This window comes from Mesorhizobium sp. M6A.T.Ce.TU.002.03.1.1 (genome assembly GCF_003997275.1).
GTDB classification, from domain to species: Bacteria; Pseudomonadota; Alphaproteobacteria; order Rhizobiales; family Rhizobiaceae; genus Mesorhizobium; species Mesorhizobium mediterraneum.
The window spans coordinates 1-22,621 of sequence record NZ_RZTI01000029.1 but is presented as its reverse complement, the minus strand read 5'-3'; the positions used below and the strand labels follow the sequence as shown (position 1 = coordinate 22,621).

At 63.6% G+C, this 22,621-nt stretch carries 23 protein-coding genes and 1 riboswitch; of the genes, 12 read left to right on the top strand and 11 right to left on the bottom strand.

What is annotated here, in order from left to right; translation table 11 throughout:
- Positions 1-64: 64 nt before the first annotated feature.
- Positions 65-2,695 (top strand): TIGR02302 family protein, encoded by a 2,631-nt coding sequence (locus EOC93_RS11875; protein WP_127204697.1) that lies wholly within the window; start codon positions 65-67, stop codon positions 2,693-2,695.
- A 40-nt stretch (positions 2,696-2,735) separates the two neighbouring features.
- Complete coding sequence (locus EOC93_RS11870; RefSeq protein WP_127204696.1) at positions 2,736-3,104, top strand: glyoxalase superfamily protein; 369 nt, start codon at positions 2,736-2,738, stop codon at positions 3,102-3,104.
- 13 nt (positions 3,105-3,117) lie between these two features.
- On the opposite strand, the gene EOC93_RS11865 is transcribed toward EOC93_RS11870, so the two are convergent.
- Positions 3,118-3,975, bottom strand: coding sequence for a LysR substrate-binding domain-containing protein (locus EOC93_RS11865; protein ID WP_127204695.1), 858 nt, complete (start codon positions 3,973-3,975; stop codon positions 3,118-3,120).
- Between the two features lie 304 nt (positions 3,976-4,279).
- Between EOC93_RS11865 and EOC93_RS11860 the strand changes: the two genes are divergently transcribed.
- Positions 4,280-5,230 (top strand): DMT family transporter, encoded by a 951-nt coding sequence (locus tag EOC93_RS11860; RefSeq protein WP_127204694.1) that lies wholly within the window; start codon positions 4,280-4,282, stop codon positions 5,228-5,230.
- A gap of 20 nt (positions 5,231-5,250) precedes the next feature.
- Here EOC93_RS11860 and EOC93_RS11855 read toward each other — a convergent pair whose 3' ends face one another.
- The 3 genes from EOC93_RS11855 to EOC93_RS11845 form a co-directional block, all read right to left on the bottom strand.
- Complete coding sequence (locus EOC93_RS11855; RefSeq protein WP_126104742.1) at positions 5,251-5,622, bottom strand: response regulator; 372 nt, start codon at positions 5,620-5,622, stop codon at positions 5,251-5,253.
- A 63-nt stretch (positions 5,623-5,685) separates the two neighbouring features.
- Positions 5,686-6,228: a hypoxanthine phosphoribosyltransferase gene (gene hpt, locus EOC93_RS11850; protein ID WP_126104741.1), complete on the bottom strand. Its 543-nt coding sequence runs from the start codon at positions 6,226-6,228 to the stop codon at positions 5,686-5,688.
- Between the two features lie 26 nt (positions 6,229-6,254).
- Positions 6,255-6,899: a hypothetical protein gene (locus tag EOC93_RS11845; protein WP_126104740.1), complete on the bottom strand. Its 645-nt coding sequence runs from the start codon at positions 6,897-6,899 to the stop codon at positions 6,255-6,257.
- Positions 6,900-7,091: 192 nt separating this feature from the next.
- Between EOC93_RS11845 and ftsE the strand changes: the two genes are divergently transcribed.
- From ftsE to EOC93_RS11830, 3 genes are all read left to right on the top strand, one after another.
- Positions 7,092-7,751, top strand: coding sequence for a cell division ATP-binding protein FtsE (gene ftsE / locus EOC93_RS11840; protein ID WP_010911739.1), 660 nt, complete (start codon positions 7,092-7,094; stop codon positions 7,749-7,751).
- Entirely contained in the window at positions 7,744-8,733 is a 990-nt protein-coding gene (locus tag EOC93_RS11835; RefSeq protein WP_126104739.1) for an ABC transporter permease, read from the top strand. The genes ftsE and EOC93_RS11835 overlap by 8 nt, the downstream gene beginning before the upstream one ends.
- Positions 8,734-8,810: 77 nt before the next feature.
- Entirely contained in the window at positions 8,811-9,533 is a 723-nt protein-coding gene (locus tag EOC93_RS11830; RefSeq protein ID WP_127204693.1) for a YdcF family protein, read from the top strand.
- A 27-nt stretch (positions 9,534-9,560) separates the two neighbouring features.
- On the opposite strand, the gene EOC93_RS11825 is transcribed toward EOC93_RS11830, so the two are convergent.
- Positions 9,561-10,193, bottom strand: a complete 633-nt coding sequence (locus EOC93_RS11825; protein ID WP_127204692.1) for a pyridoxamine 5'-phosphate oxidase family protein — start codon at positions 10,191-10,193, stop codon at positions 9,561-9,563.
- A 114-nt stretch (positions 10,194-10,307) separates the two neighbouring features.
- Here EOC93_RS11825 and EOC93_RS11820 point away from each other — a divergent pair, with 114 nt between their 5' ends.
- Together EOC93_RS11820 and EOC93_RS11815 are read left to right on the top strand one after the other, a co-directional pair.
- Positions 10,308-11,219, top strand: coding sequence for a LysR family transcriptional regulator (locus EOC93_RS11820; protein ID WP_127204691.1), 912 nt, complete (start codon positions 10,308-10,310; stop codon positions 11,217-11,219).
- An 81-nt stretch (positions 11,220-11,300) separates the two neighbouring features.
- Positions 11,301-12,107 (top strand): 1-acyl-sn-glycerol-3-phosphate acyltransferase, encoded by an 807-nt coding sequence (locus tag EOC93_RS11815; protein WP_127204690.1) that lies wholly within the window; start codon positions 11,301-11,303, stop codon positions 12,105-12,107.
- 11 nt (positions 12,108-12,118) lie between these two features.
- Here EOC93_RS11815 and EOC93_RS11810 read toward each other — a convergent pair whose 3' ends face one another.
- From EOC93_RS11810 to EOC93_RS11800, 3 genes are all read right to left on the bottom strand, one after another.
- Positions 12,119-12,736 (bottom strand): LysE family translocator, encoded by a 618-nt coding sequence (locus EOC93_RS11810; RefSeq protein WP_126104734.1) that lies wholly within the window; start codon positions 12,734-12,736, stop codon positions 12,119-12,121.
- 144 nt (positions 12,737-12,880) lie between these two features.
- The gene (locus EOC93_RS11805; protein WP_127204689.1) at positions 12,881-13,828 is read right to left on the bottom strand and encodes an aldo/keto reductase; all 948 of its coding nucleotides are present in this window, start codon (positions 13,826-13,828) and stop codon (positions 12,881-12,883) included.
- A 152-nt stretch (positions 13,829-13,980) separates the two neighbouring features.
- Complete coding sequence (locus EOC93_RS11800; protein WP_127204688.1) at positions 13,981-14,949, bottom strand: helix-turn-helix domain-containing protein; 969 nt, start codon at positions 14,947-14,949, stop codon at positions 13,981-13,983.
- Positions 14,950-15,118: 169 nt separating this feature from the next.
- On the opposite strand from EOC93_RS11800, the gene EOC93_RS11795 reads away from it, so the two are divergent.
- On the top strand, positions 15,119-16,099 hold the full coding sequence (locus EOC93_RS11795) for a zinc-binding dehydrogenase (RefSeq protein ID WP_126104731.1): 981 nt from the start codon (positions 15,119-15,121) through the stop codon (positions 16,097-16,099).
- Positions 16,100-16,181: 82 nt separating this feature from the next.
- Here the strand turns inward: EOC93_RS11795 and EOC93_RS11790 are convergent, their stop codons facing one another.
- On the bottom strand, positions 16,182-16,730 hold the full coding sequence (locus EOC93_RS11790) for a gamma-glutamylcyclotransferase (protein WP_095485953.1): 549 nt from the start codon (positions 16,728-16,730) through the stop codon (positions 16,182-16,184).
- Positions 16,731-16,850: 120 nt separating this feature from the next.
- Between EOC93_RS11790 and EOC93_RS11785 the strand changes: the two genes are divergently transcribed.
- Both EOC93_RS11785 and EOC93_RS11780 read left to right on the top strand, forming a co-directional pair.
- Positions 16,851-17,849, top strand: coding sequence for a DUF2125 domain-containing protein (locus EOC93_RS11785; protein ID WP_126104729.1), 999 nt, complete (start codon positions 16,851-16,853; stop codon positions 17,847-17,849).
- A gap of 56 nt (positions 17,850-17,905) precedes the next feature.
- A complete protein-coding gene (locus tag EOC93_RS11780; protein ID WP_127204687.1) occupies positions 17,906-18,832 on the top strand; it encodes a sugar kinase in 927 nt (308 codons plus the stop codon).
- Between the two features lie 21 nt (positions 18,833-18,853).
- Here the strand turns inward: EOC93_RS11780 and EOC93_RS11775 are convergent, their stop codons facing one another.
- Positions 18,854-19,789 (bottom strand): prephenate/arogenate dehydrogenase family protein, encoded by a 936-nt coding sequence (locus EOC93_RS11775; protein WP_206072959.1) that lies wholly within the window; start codon positions 19,787-19,789, stop codon positions 18,854-18,856.
- A gap of 21 nt (positions 19,790-19,810) precedes the next feature.
- Positions 19,811-20,920 (bottom strand): histidinol-phosphate transaminase, encoded by a 1,110-nt coding sequence (hisC, locus tag EOC93_RS11770; RefSeq protein WP_095485949.1) that lies wholly within the window; start codon positions 20,918-20,920, stop codon positions 19,811-19,813.
- Between the two features lie 140 nt (positions 20,921-21,060).
- Positions 21,061-21,138: riboswitch (SAM riboswitch) on the top strand.
- A gap of 120 nt (positions 21,139-21,258) precedes the next feature.
- On the opposite strand from hisC, the gene EOC93_RS11765 reads away from it, so the two are divergent.
- A complete protein-coding gene (locus tag EOC93_RS11765) occupies positions 21,259-22,428 on the top strand; it encodes a homoserine O-acetyltransferase (RefSeq protein ID WP_095485948.1) in 1,170 nt (389 codons plus the stop codon).
- Positions 22,429-22,621: the final 193 nt, after the last annotated feature.

Below are 22,621 nucleotides of genomic sequence, written 5' to 3'. Positions count from 1 at the left end.
ATTTTCGGGCCGGTGCGATAGATTTGTGAGGTTCGGGTTATCCCGCCCGAATCAGGAAGGGCCGATGACGCAACGACCCACCTTCACTGGCGATCGCAGCCTGGCCGGGCGCCTTGCTCTGAGCCGGCTGGCGACTCGGGTCTCGATGACGGTCGAGCGTGGCTGGCCGTTGCTGCTTCCGCTGGTCATCGTCGCAAGCCTGTTCCTCAGCATCTCGTGGCTCGGCCTCTTCCATCTGCTGCCCGACACGGCGCGCATCGGTCTCGTGGCGGCGTTCGGCATCGCAGCCCTTGCCGCGCTCTATCCCCTGCGTTTCTTCCGGGTGCCGACCAGCGCCGAGATCGATCGGCGCATCGAGGCGGCCAACCAGTTGCTGCACAGCCCGGTGCTGGTGCAGACCGACCGGCCGAGCGGCAGGGAAAGCATTTTTTCGCAAGCGCTGTGGCGCGAGCATCAGAAACGCATGGCCGAAAAACTCGGCGACCTCGGTGGCGACCTGCCACGCACCCGGGTTCCGGAGCGCGACCCGTGGGGGCTGCGCGCCGTGGCGGCGCTTTTGTTGGTCACCGCCTTTGCCTTCTCCTTCGGACCGTCGGGCGGTCGCATAGCAGACGGGTTCAGTGCCCACGCGGCGCGCGACACTGTCCCGCCGCGCATCGACGCCTGGGTGACGCCGCCGGCCTACACCGGCAGGCCGCCGGTCTTCCTCACCTCCCCAGCCCTCGCCAACCCTGCCCTCGCCGACAATGGCAATCAGGCGCCGCCCGCCTTCACCGTTCCGGAAGGCAGCGATGTTTCGCTGCGCGTCACTGGCGGGTCGGGCGAGGAAACGCTGAGCTATGCCGACGCCGACGGCAACGCCCGCACCATCGAGCCGACCGGACAACAGGCCGACAAGGCCAAGCCGGCGGCGGCAACGCCCTCCACGGTGCGCCAGTTCACCGGAAAGCTGACGGCCAACGGCACGTTGACGCTAAACTCGGGCAATGACGAACTCGGCAACTGGGCCTTCGCGGTGATCCCGGACAAGCCGCCGCAGATCCGCTTCGTCGGCGAGCCCAAACGCGCCGTCAATGGCTCCTTCGAGCTCAACTACCAGATCGACGACGACTATGGCGCGGCCTCCGCCAAGGCGGATTTCGTATTGGCCGACCCGCCGGCGCCGAATGCGCATCCGCTCTATGGCCCGCCCGAAATGCCGCTGTCGCTGCCGCGCCGCGGCGCCAAGGGGAATGCCGCCAAGACCACGAAGGACCTGACCGAGCATGTCTGGGCCGGCGGCAACATCAACCTCACGCTTGTCGCCACCGACGATGCCGGACATACGGCAACCAGCGAAACCAAGACGCTGGTGATGCCCGAGCGGCCTTTCTCCAACCCGCTGGCGAGGGCTGTGATCGAGCAGCGCCGCGTGCTGGCGCTTGACGCCAACGCCAAGAGCCGCGTGCTCGACCTGATGGACGCGATCACGCTCAGGCCCGAAGACACGTTCGACAACATGGCGCACTACCTCGCCATCATGAGCGCGCGCACGCGGTTGAAGATCGCAGACAGCGACGACCAGTTGCGCGATGAGGTCGCATATCTCTGGGAGATCGCGCTCGGCATCGAGGAAGGCAATCTTTCGGAGGCCGAGAGGCGGCTGCGCCAGGCGCAGCAGGCGCTGCAGGACGCGATCAAGAACGGCGCCAGCGACGAGGAAATCGACAAGGCGATGAAGGAACTGCGCGAGGCGATGAACCAGTTCCTGCAGGAATTCGCCCAGCGTGCGCAGCAGAATCCGAACGCGCCGCAGATGCAGCAGAACGGCCAGGAACTGCGCCAGAGCGACATCGAACGCATGATGGACCAGATCGAAAACCTGGCGAAGTCAGGCGATCGCGACAGCGCGCAGCAATTGCTTTCGCAACTGCAGGACATGATGAACAACCTGCAGGCCGGACGTCAGCAGCAGGGCGGCCAGCAGAACAGCGAGATGCGCCAGCAGATGGACAAGCTCGGCGAGATCATGCGGCGCCAGCAGGAGATGATGAACGAAACCTTCCGCATGGACCAGATGCAGCGCGGCCAGCAACAGCGCGGGCAGAACCGCGACGAACAGCTCGGCGAGAACGGCGAGCAGGGCCAAATGGGCGAACAGGGCGAGCCCGGTCCAGGTGAAGACCGCGATCCGCTCGGGCGGCCGAAGCCGATGACGCCGGAGGAATTCGCCGACGCGCTGAAGCAGTTGCAGGAAGGCCAGGGCAAGCTGCAAGGCGACCTCGACCAGCTGAGGAAAGGTCTTGAAGGTATGGGGCTCGAGCCCAATGAAGGATTTGGCGACGCCGGCAAATCCATGGGCAGTGCCGAACAGGCGCTTGGCGACAGCGATGGCGACCAGGCCGTCGGCCACCAGGGCCGCGCGCTGGAAGCGCTGCGCAAGGGCGCCAAGGACATGATGAAGCAACTGCAGGCCATGCAGGGCGACGAGGGCGAAGGCGAGCGGGGCGGCCGCCAGCAGAACGCCGACCGCGATCCGCTCGGCCGGCCACGCTCCACCGAGGGGCCTGATGATGGAAGTTCGGTCAAAGTGCCGGACGAGATCGACGTGCAGCGCGCGCGCCAGATCCTCGAAGCGATCCGCAAGCGGCTCGGCAACGCGCTCAGCCCCGACATCGAGCGCAGCTACCTGGAGCGGCTGCTGGAGCTGAAGTAAACCTCTCCTATCGCCTCAAACATCAAACATTGAGATCGCCATGGTGAGACTCGGCGCCGTCACCCCGATCCTGCGCATCTTCGACATCGCCAAGGCGCATGAATTCTATGTCGGCTTCCTAGGTTTCGAAGTGCAGTTCGAGCACCGCTTCGACGACAACGCTCCCCTCTATATGGGAATTTCGCGCGATGGCTGCGTGCTGCATCTGAGCGAGCATCACGGCGACGGCGCGCCGGGCGCTCATATCCGCGTCGAAGCGGGCGACATCGCGGCGCTGCACCGCGAACTGATAGCGAAGAAGTACCGTTTTGCCTGGCCGGGAGTGGAAGAGACACCTTGGCAGACAAGGGAGGTCACCGTCGGCGATCCGTTCGGCAATCGGCTGACCTTCTACGAAGACGTCGCATAGCGGCTGCCAGGCTTTAGCGATTGGTGAACGCCTCGCGGATCGCCTCTTGCATGCCGTCGATCGCCTCGCCGGAAGCATTCGGATTGCGCCGCAAAACCACGTTCGAGGAATCGATGTCGCCGAACCCGTCGGCGGCCGTAAGTTCGCGGCAGCCGGCAGGGATGTTGCTGCGCGAGATCGGCGCAATCGCCAGCCCGGAGGTGACGGCGAGCCGCAGGCCGCCATTGGTATCGCTGGTATAGGCGACGCGATAGGCTAGACCGCGCTGTTCCAGCGACTTTATCGCGAAATCCTTGCACCAGCCGGCACGGTTGTAGAGCGCGATCGGCACCGGCCGCTCCTCATGCATATGATGCAGCTCCGACGTCACCCATACGGTCGGGTCATGCATCAGCACCTCGCCGCCGAAGAGGTCCTGCCATTCGAACACCACCGCCAGATCGAGCTCGCCGGCGGCGAGCGCCGCGATCTGCGCGCCGGAATGCGCGTAGCGGACGGTGACTTCGACCTGAGGATGGCGCTTGGCAAAGGCGCCGAGCGCGCGCGACAGGATAGCGTGGCCATATTCTTCCGGGATGCCGATGCGCACCGGTCCGCCAAGCGGCGCCGCGACCAACGATGCCGCCGTTTCGTCGAGCAGCGACACGATCCGGCGGGCATTGACGATGAGTTCGCCGCCGCGGCGCGTCAGCGCCACACCACGCGAGCCGCGCTCGAACAGGCTGTCGCCGACCACATCTTCGAGCTTCTTCATCTGCATCGAAACCGCCGACTGGGTACGGCCGGCCTGCTCCGCTGCCTTGGTGAAATTGCCGGTATCGGCAACCGCGACGAAGGTGCGCAGCAGATCGCTGTCGAGCGTGGGCTTCATTTGTCCGCCATAAGAAAATCTGATTGCTGGCATCATTCCAATTCGTTTGCAACATGTCAAACGCCGGATGATAGTTGCTTCACCCATTGGATATGCGGCTGCGAAATCGGCCGCGGACCAATCTAGAGTCCTCACTCGTACCCGCTGCCCGAAACGGTGGCGGGTTCTTTTTAATGCATGTTGCCCAAAAGCATGCCCTCGGGCTTGAACCGGGGGTGCGCAGCGGTTTTGGGACAACGACATGCATAAACCAAAAATTACCAGGCCCGGTTCTCGGCCGCACAGCAAGGAGCCGTCAAACCACATGCAGAACCGGATCGTTCTCGGCATGGCAAGTCTTTGCCTCGGCGTTCTGGTGTTCTCGCTCCAGGATCCGCTGATCAAGGCCGTATCGGGCACTTACCCGGTGACCGAGGTGATGGCGATCCGCTCGATCGTCGCCCTGCCCATTCTTCTCGTGCTCGTTCATGTCGATGTCGGGCTCAGCGCGATCTTTTCGAAGCGATTTCGCATGCTGGCGATGCGCGCCTTCATCCTGTTCACCTCCTACACGGTCTACTACCTGGCGATCGCCGCCCTGCCGCTTGCCGACGCGGTGGCGCTCTATTTCATGGCACCGCTGTTCATCATGGCGCTTGCCGGCCCTTATCTCGGCGAACGGGTGGCATGGCAGACGCTGGTCACCGTCATGGTCGGGATGCTGGGCGTGCTGGTGATGCTGCGGCCCGGCGCCGGGTTGTTCGACTGGGCGGCACTGCTGTCGCTGGCCTCGGCGGTGCTGTACGGTTTCTCGCAGTTGATGGCCCGCAAGATCGGCGACACCGAATCGTCCACGGTCATGGCGTTCTATCAAAACGGCGTCTACCTCTTGGGCGCGGCAGTGGTCGCCGGGCTGTTCTGGCTGGCAGGAATAGCTCACGCCACACATCCGAGCCTCGAATTCCTGGTCAGGCCATGGATCTGGCCGACGCCGATCGATTTCCTGAAGATGGCGACCTGCGGCTTCGTCGCCTCGGCCGGGATGATCCTGTTGTCGCAGGCCTACCGGCTGGCGCCCGCCAACAGCGTCGCCACTTTCGAATATACCGGCATCATCTGGTCGCCGCTGTGGGGCTTCCTATTCTTTGCCGAAGTGCCGCGATCGACCACCGTCATCGGCGCGGCCCTCATCATCGGCGCCGGTCTGTTCGCGCTCAACGCCAGTCGGCGCCGGAGCAGCGGTCCGGCAATCGCGGCGACCTGCGATCCGGCCTGACCACTGTCAGGCCTTAGGCTCTAGGCAAAGCAGGCGAGCGCCTGTTCGACACGCGCGCGGATTTCGGCCAGCGTGAACGGCTTCTGCACGACGTCAAGAATGACGCCGTTCAATTCCTCGGCGCGCTCGCGCTGGTCGGCATAGCCGGTCATCAGCAATATCTTCATCGCCGGGAAAAGCGACGCCGCCGCCTTGGCCATCGCGATGCCGTCCATCTCCGGCATGCGGATATCGGAGACGACAAGGTCGTAGCCGCCACGCGCTGCGCGGATCAGGGCAAGCCCTTGCGCGCCGTCGGCGGCGATGTCGATCATATGCCCGGCGCGTTCGAGCGCACGAGCGGCGAGAGTGCGGACGGATTCATCGTCCTCGACGATCAGGAGCTTTGCCATGGCGGAATGTTTGGCGGGGAAAAGTTGACTTTTCCTGAACCGCAAACAGCATCGGAGAAAAATCTAGGCGTCGCCCTTGACGATGCCGACGAAGGGCAGCTCGCGAAAGGCGTGGGCGACATCCATGCCGTAGCCGACGACGAAATAGTCGGGGCAGTCGAAACCGACATAGTCGGCGTTGAGCGCGGTCTGGCGGCGCATGCGCTTGTCGAGCAGCACGGCGATAGCGCAGCTTTTGGCGCCGCGCGACAACATCAGGTCGCGGGTGAAGGACAGCGTCTTGCCGGATTCGAGGATGTCGTCGATCAACAGCACGTCGCGGCCGGCGACCTCATTGTCGATGTCGCGCAGCACCCTCACCTCGCCGCTGGTTGTGCCGGCGCCGTAGCTGGAGATGAAGATAAACTCAACCTCGGGCGACAGGCCGACATCGTGCATGGCGCGGATGAGATCGGCGGCAAAGATGAACGATCCTTTCAGCACCGAAATCACCAAGAGGTCGTGATAGTCGTGCCCGGCGATCTCCTTGGCGAGCTCGAGATTGCGGCGGGCAATCGCCGACGCCGAAAACAGAACCTCGATATCCTTGCCGCGCACGACTGGCATTGGCCGCCCTTCCAGAAATGATCGCCCTAATCGGCGAAGGTGACCGAAACGGTCTTGACCCCGTTTCTAGGCACGTCGAGCCGGCTGGAAAAGCCAAATCTTTCGCCGGGCGCCAGCGAACGGTTGAATGTCCCCAGCGTATAGCGGGTCGTGCGCCTGTCATTGCCGGTGACCCGGATTTCCAGCGGCGGCAATGGCGACGGGCTGGCGCCGTCATTCGCGGCCTCGCCACCGACGAACAGGACAGGTTCCGGCCCGGACGCATCGATACGCGACGTGACGCCTGAAATAGTGAGGGCAGTGCCTGTTTCCTGGGCCGCGAGAAGAAGCGGCGCCTGGCGCATAAGCGCGTGCCCGCCCGATATCCAGAAGGCTGCAAACGCGGCACTGAGGCCGGCGATCCAGAAGATCGGTCCACCGCGCGATATCCGCAACCGTCCCGTCGCGGCTTCGGGCTTGCGCAGCATCTCCATGCCTTCGATCGACGGCGTGGCCACCACACGCGAAAGCGGTGGGGAAAGGTCCATGCTGCTGGTAAAGCGCGGCAGCACCTCGTAGTCGGCGTCGACGATGTCATCGGCTGGATCACGCATGATGCGTTCCGGCGCGGCGGCCGTGTCGGCCATGATTTCGCCGGAAACCGGGCGCGCGGTTCGATCCTCAGCCATCACGGCCCCAGCACTACGGCACTTGTTCGCTCTTCGTTTCTTTTGCGTAAACGGAAATGGTTAACGCTTCCCCATCGGAACCCTTGTGACGCGCCCAAAAAAACCCAGAATTAACCGCCGGTTAACCATGCCGGCCGATGGTCTTTTCTCAGAGAAGGCTGGCTCGTCGCCGCCGCAAGTTTCAGGTCGTCGAACGTGATCCGCTTCGAAAATGTCGGCCTCCGTTATGGCATGGGTCCGGAAATCCTCCGCGACATTTCCTTGCACATACCGGAGCGCTCCTTCCAGTTCCTGAGCGGCCCTTCGGGCGCCGGCAAGACGACACTGCTGCGGCTTTTGTTCATGTCGCTCAAGCCGACGCGCGGGCTGATCACCATCTTCGGCAAGGACCGCTCGCGCATCTCGCGCACGGAGCTGCCGCATCTGCGGCGGCGCATCGGCGTGGTGTTCCAGGACTTTCGCCTGCTCGACCACATGACGACCTATGAGAATGTGGCCTTGCCGTTGCGGGTACGCGGGCGCGAGGAAGCGAGCTATCGCACCGACGTGACCGAGCTCTTGAAATGGGTCGGCCTTGGCGAGCGCATGCATGTGCTGCCGCCGGTGCTGTCGGGCGGCGAGAAGCAGCGCGCCGCAATCGCCAGGGCGCTGATCGAGCAGCCCGAGATCCTGCTTGCCGACGAGCCGACCGGCAATGTCGACCCGCCGCTGGCGCGGCGCCTGTTGCGGCTGTTCATCGAACTCAACCGGCTGGGCACCGCAGTGGTGATTGCAACCCACGACCTCGGCCTGATGGAACAGGTCGATGCACGGCGCATGATCCTGGCCGGCGGAAGGCTGGATATCTATGACTAACCTTTCCGTTGAACACGCCGAAGACCAACACGCCGAGAGGGCGGGGACGACGCAGCGCGTTCAGCGCAAGATGGCGCCGATCGTGCCGGCACAGAACATCGCCGGCCGGGCGCTGGTCCTGGTCATCGCCATCATGACGTTCCTCTCCTGTCTGACCTTCGGCGCGGTGACGCTGGTGCGTGATACCGCCTCGGTCTGGGAGAACCAGATCTCACGCGAGGCGACGATCCAGATCAAGCCGATAGACGGCCTCGACATGGAGGCAGCGCTTGCCCAGGCCTCGCAGATCGCCGGCGAATTTCCTGGCGTCAAGAGCGCCAGGATCGTCGACCGCGACGCCACGGCGCGGCTACTGGAGCCATGGCTCGGCTCGGGTCTCAATATCGACGACTTGCCGGTGCCGCGTCTGATCATCGTCACCATAGACGAGAGCAACCCGCCCGATTTCGCCGCAATGCGCGCCGCGATCACGCCGAAACTGCCTAGTGCCTCGCTTGACGACCATCGCACCTGGGTCGACCGGCTGGTGGCCATGGCCCGCACCACGGTGACCATCGGCATCGCCGTGCTGGCGCTGATGCTGTCGGCAACCGTGCTGACCGTGGTGTTTGCGACGCGCGGCGCAATGGCCGGCAACGGCCACATCATCGAGGTGCTGCATTTCGTCGGCGCCGAAGCGCGCTTCATCGCGCGCGAATTCCGCCACCACTTTCTTGTTACCGGCATGAAGGGCGCAGCCGCCGGGGGTGCGGCGGCGGTGCTCGTCTTCATCGTCTTCTCATGGTGGTCGTCGCGCAACATGGCAACACCGCAGGCCGATCAGGCAACCGCACTGTTCGGCAATTTCGCCATCGGTTCGGCAGGTTATCTCGGCGTCGTCCTCATGGTGCTGGTTATCGGTGCGCTGACGGCGGCAACCTCCCATGTCACCGTCGTCACCTATCTCAGCGACATCGATGTCCGCCAACCCGACGCGGGGTGATCACGGATAGAGAATTAGCGTAACGTAATGTGTGCTTTTTCACCTACTAAACGCCGCATTTCAGGGTTAACGATAAGATGATGGACGCGCGCGACTCGAGCGGAATGGCTGGACAGTTGCCCTTGGTGATTACGCGTTCCCGTGAGCGCGCCAAGCCCAGCCGATTGGCGGGCGCGTTTCGCATCTCCGCTTTCTTTCTGCTCGTGCTGGCAACGCTGTTTGCCGGCGGCTTCGGCTGGTTCGCCAACACTGTCAGCCGTCTCGCGACGCCTACCAATCCGGCAAAAGCCGATGCCATCATCGTGCTGACCGGCGGCCATTCGCGTCTCGACGCCGCCATGGGTCTGCTTGCGTCCGGCAAGGGCGAGCGGCTGCTGATCAGCGGCGTGCATCCTTCCGCCAGCCGCCGCCAGCTTCAGGTCGCGACCCGTGGCGACAAGAAACTGTTTTCCTGCTGCGTCGACATCGACCGCGCCGCGCTCGACACGATCGGCAATGCCGAGGAAAGCGCCAAATGGGTTGAGGACCACGCCTATGGCACCGTGATCCTCGTCACCAACAACTATCACATGCCGCGCAGCCTGCTGGAAATGGGCCGGCTGCTGCACAAGGCCAAGCTCGAACCCTATCCGGTGGTCAACAGCAATCTTGGCAATGGCGGCTGGCTGACCAAGCCCAGGGCGCTGCGCGTGCTGTTCACCGAATACAACAAATATCTGCTGGCGCTGGCGCGCGGCATCGTGCCGGTAAAGCCAACGCCAACCGGCATCGCGCTGGCCGAGGCTGCTGCGCCGAACTGAGCCGATCTGGAGCCGACAGCGGTATCATTATTCCTTGACCGTGCCGCTTGAGGCTCCACGCAGGCGCGCGATCTCCTGTTCGAGACGTTCGATACGATTGTCCCGTTCGGCCAGCGCCGCCGCCACATCGGCCGCTTCGAAACGCTGTGGGATGTGCTGCGGGCAATTGGAATCCCAGGCCGAAACCGTGAACAGTATGATTTGCTCGGGGCGCGCCTTGTAGCCTTCCGGCATCAGCTTCGCCATCAGGTCGGCGTCGTCCTCGACGACGCGCGCACTGCCCCAGATCTTGATGCGCTGCCGGTGGGCATAGTCGATCAGGAACAGAAAAGCGCGGGGGTTGTCGTCCAGATTGCCCTGGGTGATGAATTGCCTGTTGCCGGAGAAATCCGTGAACCCGATCGTCCGCTCGTCGAGCACCTTGAGGAAGCCGGCCGGCCCGCCGCGATGCTGGATGTAGGGCTGGCCGTCACCATTGGCCGTCGACAGGAAGATGCTGGTCTGCGCCTCGATAAAGGCGGCGAGATCGGGCGTGATATCAGCTTGCCAGCCGCCGCGCTCCTCGACGCGGGCATAGGCATCGCGTGAGCCTTTGCGGGCCTGGATCGCCTTGACGGTTGGCGTAAAGGCGACATCGCTGGTGAAGACGTGAGCATTCATGGAAACCTCCTTTTGCAGACAGAGCTGCGAGCCATGCTCAGCAAGATAAGGCCTTCCATCTTCCGGATGCAGATGGCATAGATGCAATCTGTCCTTCCATTTTATGGGAGAACCATGGATCGCCTCGAGGCCATGTCGCTTTTCGTCGCCGCGGTGGAGGCCGGCAGCCTTTCGGCCGCCGGGCGCCGGTTCGGCATCCCCCTTGCAACGGTCAGCCGCAAGGTCTCCGACCTGGAGCGGCATCTGAAGACGCGTCTCCTGAACCGCTCGACGCGGCAACTGACGCTGACCGACGCCGGTCACGCCTACCTCGCTGCCTGCCGTCGCATTCTCGACGAGGTCGGCGAGGCCGAGCGGACCGCCGCCGGTGAATACAGCGCCCCGACGGGCGAATTGATCATCACGGCGCCGATCGTCTTTGGCCGCCTGCATGTGCTGCCGGTCGTCACCGGCTTCCTCGCCGCCTACCCTGACGTGGCTATCCGCCTGATGCTCGCGGACCGGATAACCCAGTTGACCGAGGAGCACATCGATCTCGCCGTCCGCATAGGCGAGCTTCCCGACTCGAGCCTGGTGGCCACCCGCATCGGCTCGATCCGGCGCGTTGTTTGCGCGAGCCCGGCCTATCTGGCCGAACACGGCACGCCGGAGACCCCGAAAGACCTTGCGTCACACAGCTGCATCACCTTCGAGGGGCTCACCACTCCCGCCACGTGGACCTTTGCCACCGGCAAGACCGAACTCCCTGTTCCGATCCGCTCACGGCTTCGGGTCAACACCGCGGAAGCGGCGATCGATGCCGCGATTGCCGGCGTCGGCATAACGAGGGTGCTTTCCTATCAGATCACTGCTGCGGTGCGGTCCGGCACACTCCGCACCGTGCTGGAGCCATTCGAGCCGCAGCGATGGCCGGTCAGCCTCGTGCATGCCGGCCAAGGTCTGCTGCCGGTGAAACTGCGTGCGTTCCTCGACTTCGCCGCCCCACGCCTGAAGACGCGGCTCGTGCAGGCGACGTGGCAGGCCTGACAAACGGGGGCCATCGCACCGTTTCCTTTTTCCCGGCGCTTGGTGTAACCAACGCACACTTCCTCACCGGGCACTTCCCACATGCTCCATATCCGCTCGCTGGCGTTCAACCTCGTCTTCTACGTCAATCTGATCGTCCAGATGATCATCTGGACTCCGTACTATTTCCTGTCGCCGCGCCACCGCGCCTGGTTCGTGCCGAAATTCTGGTCGCGCACCAGCATGTGGCTCTACGACAAGATCGCCGGTACCAAGAGCGAGATCACCGGCCAGGAAAACCTGCCCGAGGGTTCCTTCATCCTGGCGCCCAAGCATCAATCCTTCTGGGATGCGATCGCCTTCTTCCCCTTCCTGCAGGATCCGATCTACATCCTGAAACGGGAACTGACCTGGATCCCGTTCTTCGGCTGGTACATCCTGAAAATGCGGATGATCCCGGTCGACCGCGGCAGCCGCTCGAAGGCGTTGAAAGCGGTGGTCGCCGCGACCAAACAGGAGCTGGCGCGCAATCCCCGCCAGCTGATCATCTATCCCGAGGGCACACGCCGGGCGCCGGGCGACGAGCCGGCCTACAAATACGGCATCGTCGAAATCTATGCGCAGCTTGGCATTCCGGTGGTGCCGGTCGCCCATGTCGCCGGCCTCTACTGGCCGCGGCGGAAATTCCTGCGCTATCCCGGCACGATCAAGGCCCGGTTCCTGCCGCCGATCCCGCCGGGGTTGGACAAGCAGGAATTCATGGAACGGCTGATCGGCGAGACGGAAGCCGCCTGCGACCAGCTGCTCGTCGATGCGTCCCGTGCGCCGAACCCGCCGCCCATGCCGCCGACGGCAGTGAAGCGGCTGAGGGAATTGGCCCCGACAACCCGGCCTGAACCGCCCGTCTGACCGGCAAGTCCCTAGGGAATCACAGCCAGCGCCGTGGTCAGAACCAGTGTCGCCGCAAACGTCAGATTGATGATCCGCGAGGCCAGCGGTTTGCGCAGAAAGCGCGCAAACGCGGCACCGGCGAGAAGCCAAATGACATGGATGGCGACGATCATCGAGACGAGGACCGCCAGCCTGAGCCCTGCATCGAGCTCACCGGCGGCCGACGTGCCGGCGAACACGGCGGCAATCGCCACATAGGCTTTCGGGTTGGCGACGGCCAGAAGAAAGCCGCCCAGGAAGGTGGGAAGTGCCGCCCCGCCGGTACGCGCAGCCAGAGGCGGAGCCGTTGCTATCTTGAAGGCGAGGTAGAGGATGTAGGCAGCGGACGCCACCGCCAAAAGCGGTGTGAGCCTCGGCGCAGAGGCAAGCATGGCCGTGATGCCCGTCGCCACGACCAAAAGCACTGCGACCGTGCCAAGGATGATGCCCGAGGCGTAGCGGAGCGAACCGCGCAGACCGAAGGCGGCGCCAACAGCGGTGACGCTTATCGTCGCCGGCCCCGGACTGCCCATCACGACCGTCGATGCCAGCACAAGCGCCAGCAATTGCTGCCATAGTTCCGGATGGGAAAAGACCTGTTCGGCCATCTGTATACCAGTATCCCGACGCGATGCGACCGATGGTATGGCAGGGCAGACCAAGCCGTCTTGAACGATCGTGCGGAGCCGTCCGGCGCAGCCGTGCACGGTCCTTGGCTGCGGTTTGAGCAAGCCGCCGCTTCGCGCTAGTGTCTATGCGCTCGCGCTGTCGAGCTCGGCGATATCGTCAGGACTGAGATTCAACGATACGGCGCGGACGAGGCTGTCGACCTGGTCCAGCGTCGTGGCGCTGGCGATCGGCGCCGTGACGCCGGGCCGCGCAATCACCCAGGCGAGCGCCACGTCCGCCTGCTTGGCCGCGTGACGCGCCGACACCGCGTCGAGTGCCGCCAGGATGCGCATGCCGCGCACGTTCAGATAGGTCTTCACGTCGTCGCCACGCGCGCTTTTGCCGAGATCGGCTTCGCTGCGGTACTTGCCGCTCAAAAACCCCTTGGCGAGGCTGAAATAGGTGATGACGCCGATATCCCCCGCCATACACAGATCGCGGAGCGGCCCATCGAAGGCGGCGCGGTCATAGAGATTGTACTCCGGCTGCAGCACCGCGTAGCGCGGCAGGCCCCGCAGGCTTGCCACGTCGAGCGCGGCGCGCAACTGGCCGGCATCGAGATTGGAGGCGCCGACGTGGCGGATCTTGCCCTTGGCGAGCAGCTTTTCGTAGGCGCCGAGCGTCTCCTCGTAGGGGGTGGTCGGGTCCGGCCAGTGCGACAGATAGAGATCGACGACATCGGTCTGCAGCCGCATCAGCGACGTATCGATGGCCTTCTCGATATAGGCGGCGGAGAGGTCTTTCCTGCCCTGTCCCATATCCGACCCGACCTTGGTGATCACGACGACCTTGTCGCGATTGCCGCGGCTCTTCATCCATTTGCCGATGATCGTTTCGGATTCGCCGCCCTTGTTGCCGGGAACCCAGCGCGAATAGGAATCGGCGGTGTCGATGGCGTTGAGGCCGGCGCCGACGAAGCGGTCGAGCAGGTCGAAAGAGGTTTTCTCGTCGGCGGTCCAGCCGAAGACATTGCCGCCCAGAACCAGCGGCGCGATGGACAGGTCGGTTTGACCGAGACGACGTTTCTGCAAGACTGATCTCCGTGGGGAATGGAAAGAATGGAGGCGGGAAGCCCTCGCTTAACCTATGTCGCGGCGTGGCAACGTCAAAGGCCTGGCCAACTTTTCCGACCAGCCAGCCTTCACAAAGGCGCGACCGCCGCGCTCGACGTTCCAGCCGATGTCTACTGGCTTTGGCGCCGGTATTCACCAGGCGGCAACCCGACCACGCGGTTGAAAAGCCGGCTGAATGACGCCGTATCCCGGTATCCGACCTGGTAACATATTTCGGCAATGCCGAGCTTGGTGCTTTCAAGAAGTGTTTTCGCGGCCTCAAGGCGCCGGTCCTGAATCCATCGGCCGGGAGTGGTGTGCAATTCATCGAAAAACCGGCGCGCCAGCGTTCGCGGCGACAGACCGAGTTGCGCACCAAGGAACGCAAGGTCGAGCGCTCCGAGCTGTTTTCTGGACAAGGCTTCGAGCCGGTCGCGGAACGCCTCTTGCGTAGGCGGCAGATCGGCGAGTGGGAACTCGTAAGGTGTCTGGATCTGCCGCGACGGTGGCAGCACCAGCAATTTGCGAACCAGGCGCTCCTCCCTGGCGAAGCCAAGATCGCGCAGAATCGCCTTGCCGAGCTCCAGGCCTGAAAAGCCGCCGCCGCAAGTGTAGATCCGTCCGTCCCCGATCAGCACACGTGAAGCGTCCCACCGCACTTTTGGAAAGCGGCGCTGGGCATCCGTCTTCAGCCACCAGGAGATCGTCGCGCGCTTTCGGTCGAGAAGACCGGCGTCTGCCAGGAAGTAACCGGCCCCGCAATGCGCGGCGATGATGGCGCCGTCGCGCTGCGCGCTTGCGATAAGCGGTGCGGCGTGGCGGCTCTCTTCCTCCAGCGCGGCAACAAGCTCCGGGATTTGCATGCCGGGCATGGCCAGCAGGATCAGCAGGTCCATGCGCTGCGAGGGTTTGCGTCTGGTGTGAAAGGAGATCCCAGGCGTCGTCGTGGCGTCAGCCTGCCGCGCCACGAATTCGAAGGAAATCGCCGGCGCGCCGCGAATGGTGTTCACCAGGTCGAACATTTCGACAAGTGTCGCGGCGACGGCCGAATAGAAGGTCGACGGCAGCCAGATCACGGCATGGAGGGGGCGGTTGTCCAAGATGCCTCCTTTGAACAGCTATGGCAAGTTTAGCATATAGATTGTCAAATCTGCCAATTCCGATTTTTGCCAGCCACCTTAGGTTCCGCGACACCGATGCAAACACCGGTGCTGCAATCTGGTGACGTCCAGGCTGCTTGCCCCAGATCGCCCGTTACTGGAGACCAACATGAAAGCAATTGTATTCGACGCAATCGGCTCGCCGCGGGACGTGCTCTATCTCGGCGACGTGCCCATGCCGCGAATTGGCGACGGCGAGGTGCTGGTCAGGATGGTCTCCGCCTCGGTCAACCCTGGCGACTTCCTGTTCATCCAGAACCTCTACCCCGAACCGAAGAAGCCGCATTTCCCCCGGCAGGTGGCCGGAAACCATGGCGCCGGCGTTGTCGAGGCCGTTGGCGCGAACGTCGCTTTGAAACCGGGCACGCTTGTCGCGTTCAGCTACTACGACAGCTGGGCCGAATATGCGGCCGTTCCGGCCGAATGGCTGATCCCGCTGCCCGCCGACTATCCGCTCGAACGCGCCGGGCAGATGGTGAATCCCATCACCGCCTGGGACCTCTTGGCGGACTCCCGCGTGCAGCCTGGACAGTGGCTGGCCGTCACGGCCGGCTATTCATCGGTTTCGACGATGGTGATGCAGTTTGCCCAACGGCGCGGCATCAAGGTGATCGCGCTCGTGCGACGCTCTCACGACAGGCTGGACCTGAAGCGGCTTGGTGCTACGGCCATCCTCGATCTGTCTGGTTTGAAGGTCGGTATCAGGGAAGCAGTCATGGAAATGACCGATGGCGCCGGGCTGAACGGGATCATCGATAATGTCGGCGGACCCGTCAGTGGCGAATTGATCCGCGCCCTCGCGATGGGCGGGCAGATGGTCATCAATGGCGGCATGAGCGCCGAGCGTTTCGAACTGCACAATTTCGACGTGCTGCTGAGCGGCGTCGAGATCAGGGCAAATATCTACCGCTACTTCTTTTCGCCGCCTGTCGAAGCCGACCGGCCAGTATTGCACGAGATTGTCGATACCTTCGGCCAACCCGATTTCCATGTCCCTGTCGGCGGCATCCATCCGCTGTCGGAGTTCAAGCTCGCCGTGACAAACAGCCTGGACCGCACCGATCTCGGAAAACAGATTTTCAGGATGTAGCCCGGACCATCACCCGAACCGAAGGTCAGCGAAAAAGTGGGAACCGGTTTTCGGAAAAGATCATGGTCAACAGCGAAAGCGATCACGACCCGATCCGTTTCGCCACCTCTTCCAGCCAGTGGTCGCGGATCCCCAGCGCCTCGAGGTGCTCCAGCGTGCTGGACACGTAGTCCTCGTTCTTTCCTGACTGGCCGACGGCGCCGCGAACGACGGTCGCGGCATCCGCCGCATCGAGCGCGCCGGCATATTGCTCGTGGGTGCGGTCGACAACATAGGCGACCGCCGGGACAATCTCGCCCCCGTTCGTATCGCCCACGTTCATACCGTCATTGTCGAGGCGAATGCTAAGTGTGCGCTCGAGATAGACATTGGTGACCAGCTCGCGCTCGCGCAGATAGGTGATGACCTCGTTGCGCAGATCGCCGGGGACGCGGAAAGCCAGCCCGATGCAGGAGCCGCCACGGTCGAGGCCGAGCACCAACCCGGGTCGTTCGCGCGTGCCGCGATGCACGAAGGAGTAGACGCACAGCGACCGGCGATAGCCGTGAAGACGCGCGCGCCGCGTCTCGACATGCGCAAATCCCGGCCGCCAGATCAGCGAGCCGTAGCCAAAAACCCAAAAATCGCCCATATCGCCAAGCCTGGTTGCAGCACCGCACTGGAATCGGTGTTTTTAAAATCCGTCTCCGTCTACCCGATGTTGCCGGAAACGACAGTCCCCTCTGCAACACGCGTTAACGAGAGCCGCAGCATGACGTCAAGTGACGAGCGCCCGCCGAATTTTCGCCGCCGCCTCTTCTGGCTTGGCGCTTTCATCGTCGTGCTGTTCGGCCTCTACAGCGCCGGCTGGTTCTACCTGGCAGACAAGGTCAAGAGCGAAGCCGCCAAAGCAGTCACCGAGCTCAACGGCAATGGCATCGAGGCGGACTGCGCCAATCTCACGGTTAGCGGCTATCCCTCGAGCTTCGCCATTTCCTGCGACAGTCTGGCTTATCAGGACGACACCAGGAACGTCGCAGCCTCGCTCGGCAGTCTCAACGCGGTTACGCACATCACCCAAATCCTGTCGCCTGGCGCCGACTTGCGCGGACCGCTCAGGACCTCAGCCCCGGGGATGACGCCGCTGTGGATCGACTGGGATAATCTGCGAGCGAACCTGAAATTGTCCTGGCCGCTGCCCCGGGGCGTTTCACTGGAGGCAGAGGGCCTGTCCGGCCAGACCGATCCGGCGGATGGCACAGATCCGGTCGAGCTGTTCAGCGCCGGGACGGCGGCCGGACAATTGCGTCCGAACGGTCAGGACATCGACTATGCCGGGAGTTTTACCGATCTCGAAATCGATCCAGGGGCGATCGATGGCCGCGTGTTGCCGCCGCTCGACGGCAGCGGCGACGTGACGCTGAAGAACGGCGTGGCGCTGATCAAGACGCAGCCAAGGAGCTTGCGCGGCCAGGCGGTCGATATCGGCAAGCTCGATCTATCGTCGGGGACCGCGCGCGTCACCGTCTCCGGACCAGTTTCGGTCGATGCCGATGGGCTGATCGACGCCGACCTGATGATCAAGCTCAGTGACCCGAAGGCCGTGGCGGCCATCCTCGGCAAGGCCATTCCCGAGCAGAAGAGCCAGATCAAAACCGGCTTTGCCGGGCTGGCGCTGCTTGGCAACGAACCGTCGATGCCCCTCAAGATCGTCAAGGGCAAGGCCTCGCTCGGTTTTATCCCGCTGGGCAGGATCAAACCGGTCGATTAGACCCATGATTGCGAATCCTCCAGTTCGGAAAAGATCACGGTCAAACAGGAAGATAAATGAACAGCCCGGTGAAGCTCCTGAGTGTTGGCGCGCTGACGCTCGATACGATCCTTCGCGTCGACACGCTTCCGACACGTCAGGGCAAGTTCATCGCGTCCGACGGCGTCCAGATCGCCTCGGGCATGGCTTCGAGCGCGGCCTGCGCCGCGCGCCGCCTCGGCGCGGACGTATCGCTGTGGGCGAGCGCGGGGGACGACTCCGTCGGCGATCAGCTGGTCGCCGGGATCGAGGCCGAGGGCGTCGATTGCAGCTTTGTCCGGCGCGTCAGCGGCGCGCGGTCGGCACTGTCGGCCATCTTGGTCGACACGCATGGCGAGCGCATCATCGTTCCTTTCTATGACAAGCTCGCCCAGGCCGACCCCGAGGCGCTCCCCACCCAAGATCTCACCGCATTCGACGCCGTCCTGGTCGACGTGCGCTGGCCGGGCGCAGCAGCTGTGGCGCTGGCGGCGGCGCGCGCAATCGGCCGTCCGGCCATACTGGACGCCGACACCGCGCCACGGGACGTGCTGGAACGTCTGTTTCCGCTGGCCTCGCACGTCGTCGCGTCGGAGCCGGCAGCGTTCATCCTCTGCGGCGAGGAGCAAGGCCCGCAAAGGGCCTGTGAAGCGCTGGCCGGACGCATCGATGCATTTGTCGCGGTGACGGGCGGCGCTGCGGGAAGCTGGTGGTTCGACCGCTCGGCGGGTTCCGTGCGCCATGTCGCGGCGCCAAGGATCAAAGCAGTGGATACGCTTGCCGCCGGCGACGTATTTCACGGCGCCTTTGCCGTCGGGCTGGCGGAGGCGATGCCGATCGAACGGACATTACGCTTTGCCAGCGCCGCCGCCGCGCTCAAATGCCTGCGCTTCGGCGGCAGGCTGGGCGCGCCGGACAGGGCCGAGACGCTGGCCATGATGGCGGCTCACTGGCCGGCGGACTAACGGCCTGGCGGTCGAGACAGGCTACTGCTTTGCGGGATGCTCGACCGCCTGGCGGCCAAAGTCCGGTACGTCGATGTCCTGGCCGGCCTCGATGATCGAGCGGCGGACGGCGCGGGTGCGGGTGAACAGGTCGAACAGCTTTTCGCCGTCGCCCCAGCGGATTGCCCGCTGCAGCGAGGCCAGATCTTCCGAGAACCGCGCCAGCATTTCGAGGATGGCATCCTTGTTGTGCAGGCAGACATCCCGCCACATGGTCGGGTCGGAAGCGGCAAGGCGCGTGAAGTCGCGAAAGCCGGAGGCCGAATATTTGATGACCTCGGATTTTGTCACCGACTCCAGGTCGTCGGCGGTGCCGACGATGTTGTAGGCGATGATGTGCGGCAGATGCGAGACGATGGCCAGTGTCATGTCGTGATGCTGGGGATCCATCGTGTCGATGTTGGAGCCGCAGCGGCGCCAGAATTCCGAGAGTCTTTCTAGCGCGTCCGGATCGGTGCCGGGCAACGGCGTGAAGATGCACCAGCGGTTTTCGAACAGTTCGGCAAAGCCGGCGTCCGGGCCCGATTTTTCAGTGCCGGCCAACGGATGGCCGGGGATGAAATGCACGCCATCAGGCACATGCGGTTGCATCTGCGCAATGACCGATGCCTTGGTCGAGCCGACATCGGTGAGGATGGCGCCCTGCTTTAGCGCTGGTGCGATTTCCTCGGCGACCTCGCCCGAAGAGCCGACCGGCACCGAAACGATAACCAGGTCGGCATCGCGGACCGCCTCTTTCGCATCCATCGTGTAGGAGGAGCCGAGGCCGAGCTCCCTCGCCCGCGCCAGCGTCGTTTCGCTGCGCGTCGAGATGGCGACGTGACGGGCAAGACCTTCGCGGTGGATGACGCGGGCCAGCGACGAGCCGATCAGGCCGATGCCGACCAGCGCGATCTTTTCGAACATCGGTGATGTCATTGTTTCAGCTTTTCGGGGGTTTCAGCTTTTCAGAAATGTCGTGAGTGCGGCGACAACGCCGCGATTGGCCTCTTCGGTGCCGACGCTCATGCGCAGTGCATTCGGGAAGCCGTAGCCGGAGACGCGCCGCAATATGTAGCCGCGCGCGGAGAGGTAATCGTCCGCAGCTGCCGCCGAATGTTTTTTGTCCTCGGGAAAATGGATGAGGACGAAATTGCCGACGCTCGGCGTCACCCGCAGCCCGAGCTTGGTCAATTCCTCGCTCACCCATGACAGCCAGGTCTCGTTATGCGCCACGCTGCGCTCGACATGGGCACGATCGCGGATCGCTGCAATGCCGGCCTCGATCGCCGTCGCGTTGACGTTGAAGGGACCCCGCACACGGTTGATCGCGTCGATGATATGCATCGGCGCGTACATCCAGCCAATCCGCGCGCCGCCGAGGCCGAGCTTTGAGAAGGTGCGGGTCATGACCACGTTTTCCGCGCCAGCCACCAGTTCGACGCCGGCTTCATAGTCGTTGCGGCGGACATATTCGGCATAGGCGCCATCCAGCACCAGAAGCACGTTTCGAGGCAGGCCGGCATGCAGGCGGCGCACCTCCTGGAACGGCAAATAGGTGCCGGTCGGGTTGTTGGGATTGGCGAGGAAGATGATCCTGGTGCGCGGCGTCACCGCAGCGAGGATCGCATCGACGTCGGCGCGCTCATTGGTTTCCTGGACCGACACCGGGACAGCACCTGCCGACTGGATGTAGATCTTGTAGACCATGAAGGCGTGTTCGGTGATGACAGCTTCATCGCCGGGCGCGAGGTAGGTCTGCGCAAGCAGGCCCAGAATCTCATCGGAACCGTTGGAACAGACGATGTTCGCAGGGTTGAGGCCATGCACCTCGGCGATCGCCTCCCGCAGGCGCCTGGCGGTGCCATCGGGATATATGTCGAGTTTGGCCGCGACGTCACGCGCGGCTTCTATCGCCTTCGGCGAGGGGCCGAGCGGGTTCTCGTTTGACGACAATTTATGGACCTTGGCAACGCCGGCCGGTGCCGTGCTTTTGCCCGGCACATAGGCTTCGATGTCCATGATCCCCGCGCGGGGCGTTGGACGTGCCTGATCCGATGCCTGGTTCATATTGCAAAAATCCGTCGAGAACGCTTCCGCCTGGGGAAGCCGCAGCGGAAATACAAGCCGTGGCCTGGAATGTCGAGAGGCGGCAACTGTCGGTGAGCGCCTGGCCGTTGACGCCGAGGCGCGCCGGTCCTAGAAGAAAGGCGAAATCCCGTGGTGATTTGGCCGGTCGGCTTGCAGCCACGTTAAACAACTCGCTAAAGGGCCGTTTGCATCCTGTAACCGGCTTTGCGAAGGCGATGCCGGTTTTTTGTTGTCCGTAGCCGGCCGGACAATCGCATCGACCCGAAAATCGGTATCGATTTTCGGAAAAGCGCGATGGGTTGATGTAAGAGGATGCGATGGTCGCGCTGCGCACTAAAAGAACCAACAACGAGGCCGACGAGCCGTCGAGCCCGGTGTTGCGTTTCGATGCCGACAAGCCGCTCAAGCTCGACGCCGGCACGCTGCTGTCACCGTTCCAGATTGCCTACAAGACCTACGGCACGCTCAACGACGCCCGCTCCAACGCCATCCTCGTCTGCCATGCGCTGACCGGCGACCAGCATGTCGCCAGCACCAATCCGGTGACCGGCAAGCCGGGCTGGTGGGAGGTGCTGATCGGCCCCGGCAAGATCATCGACACCAGCCGCTTCTTCGTCATCTGCTCAAACGTCATCGGCGGCTGCCTCGGCTCCACCGGCCCCGCCTCGACCAATCCCGCCACCGGCAAACCCTACGGGCTCGACCTGCCGATCATCACCATCCGCGACATGGTGCGGGCGCAGTTGATGCTGGTCGACCATTTCGGCATCGAAAAACTGTTTTCGGTTCTCGGCGGCTCGATGGGCGGCATGCAGGTGCTGCAATGGGCGTCGAGCTACCCGGAGCGCGTTTTCTCGGCACTGCCGATCGCCACCGGCGCGCGCCATTCCTCGCAGAACATCGCCTTCCACGAGGTCGGCCGGCAGGCGGTGATGGCCGACCCGGAGTGGCATGGCGGCAAATATTTCGAACAGGGCAAGCGCCCGGAAAAGGGACTGGCTGTGGCGCGCATGGCCGCTCACATCACCTATCTGTCGGAGGCCGCCCTGCACCGGAAATTCGGCCGCAACCTGCAGGATCGTGAAGCGCTCACCTTCGGTTTCGACGCCGACTTCCAGATCGAGAGCTATCTGCGCCATCAAGGCATGACCTTCGTCGACCGCTTCGACGCCAACTCCTATCTCTACATGACCCGGGCGATGGACTATTTCGACCTCGCCGCCGACCATGGCGGCCGGCTGGCCGACGCCTTTGCCGGCACCAAGACCCGTTTCTGCCTGGTCTCCTTCACCAGCGACTGGCTGTTCCCGACCGAGGAGAGCCGCTCGGTCGTTCACGCGCTGAACGCGGCCGGCGCCTCGGTGTCCTTTGTCGAGATCGAGACCGACCGCGGCCACGATGCCTTCCTGCTCGACGAGCCGGAGCTGTTTGCCGCCATCAACGGCTTCATCGCCTCGGCGGCCCGCGCCAGGGGGCTCAGCGCATGACCTCTGAAGATTGCAGGCCTTCCGGATCGGCATCATGCTCGAGGCATCAGCGCATGACCCCGAAAAGTTGCAGACTTTTCGGATCAGGATCATGCGCTAACCAAAAGGCACGATCATGAGTGTCAACCACGCCCAGCGCGTCGACCTCGAAGTCGTCGCCGGTCTCATCCCGGCGCAGGCGCGGGTGCTAGAC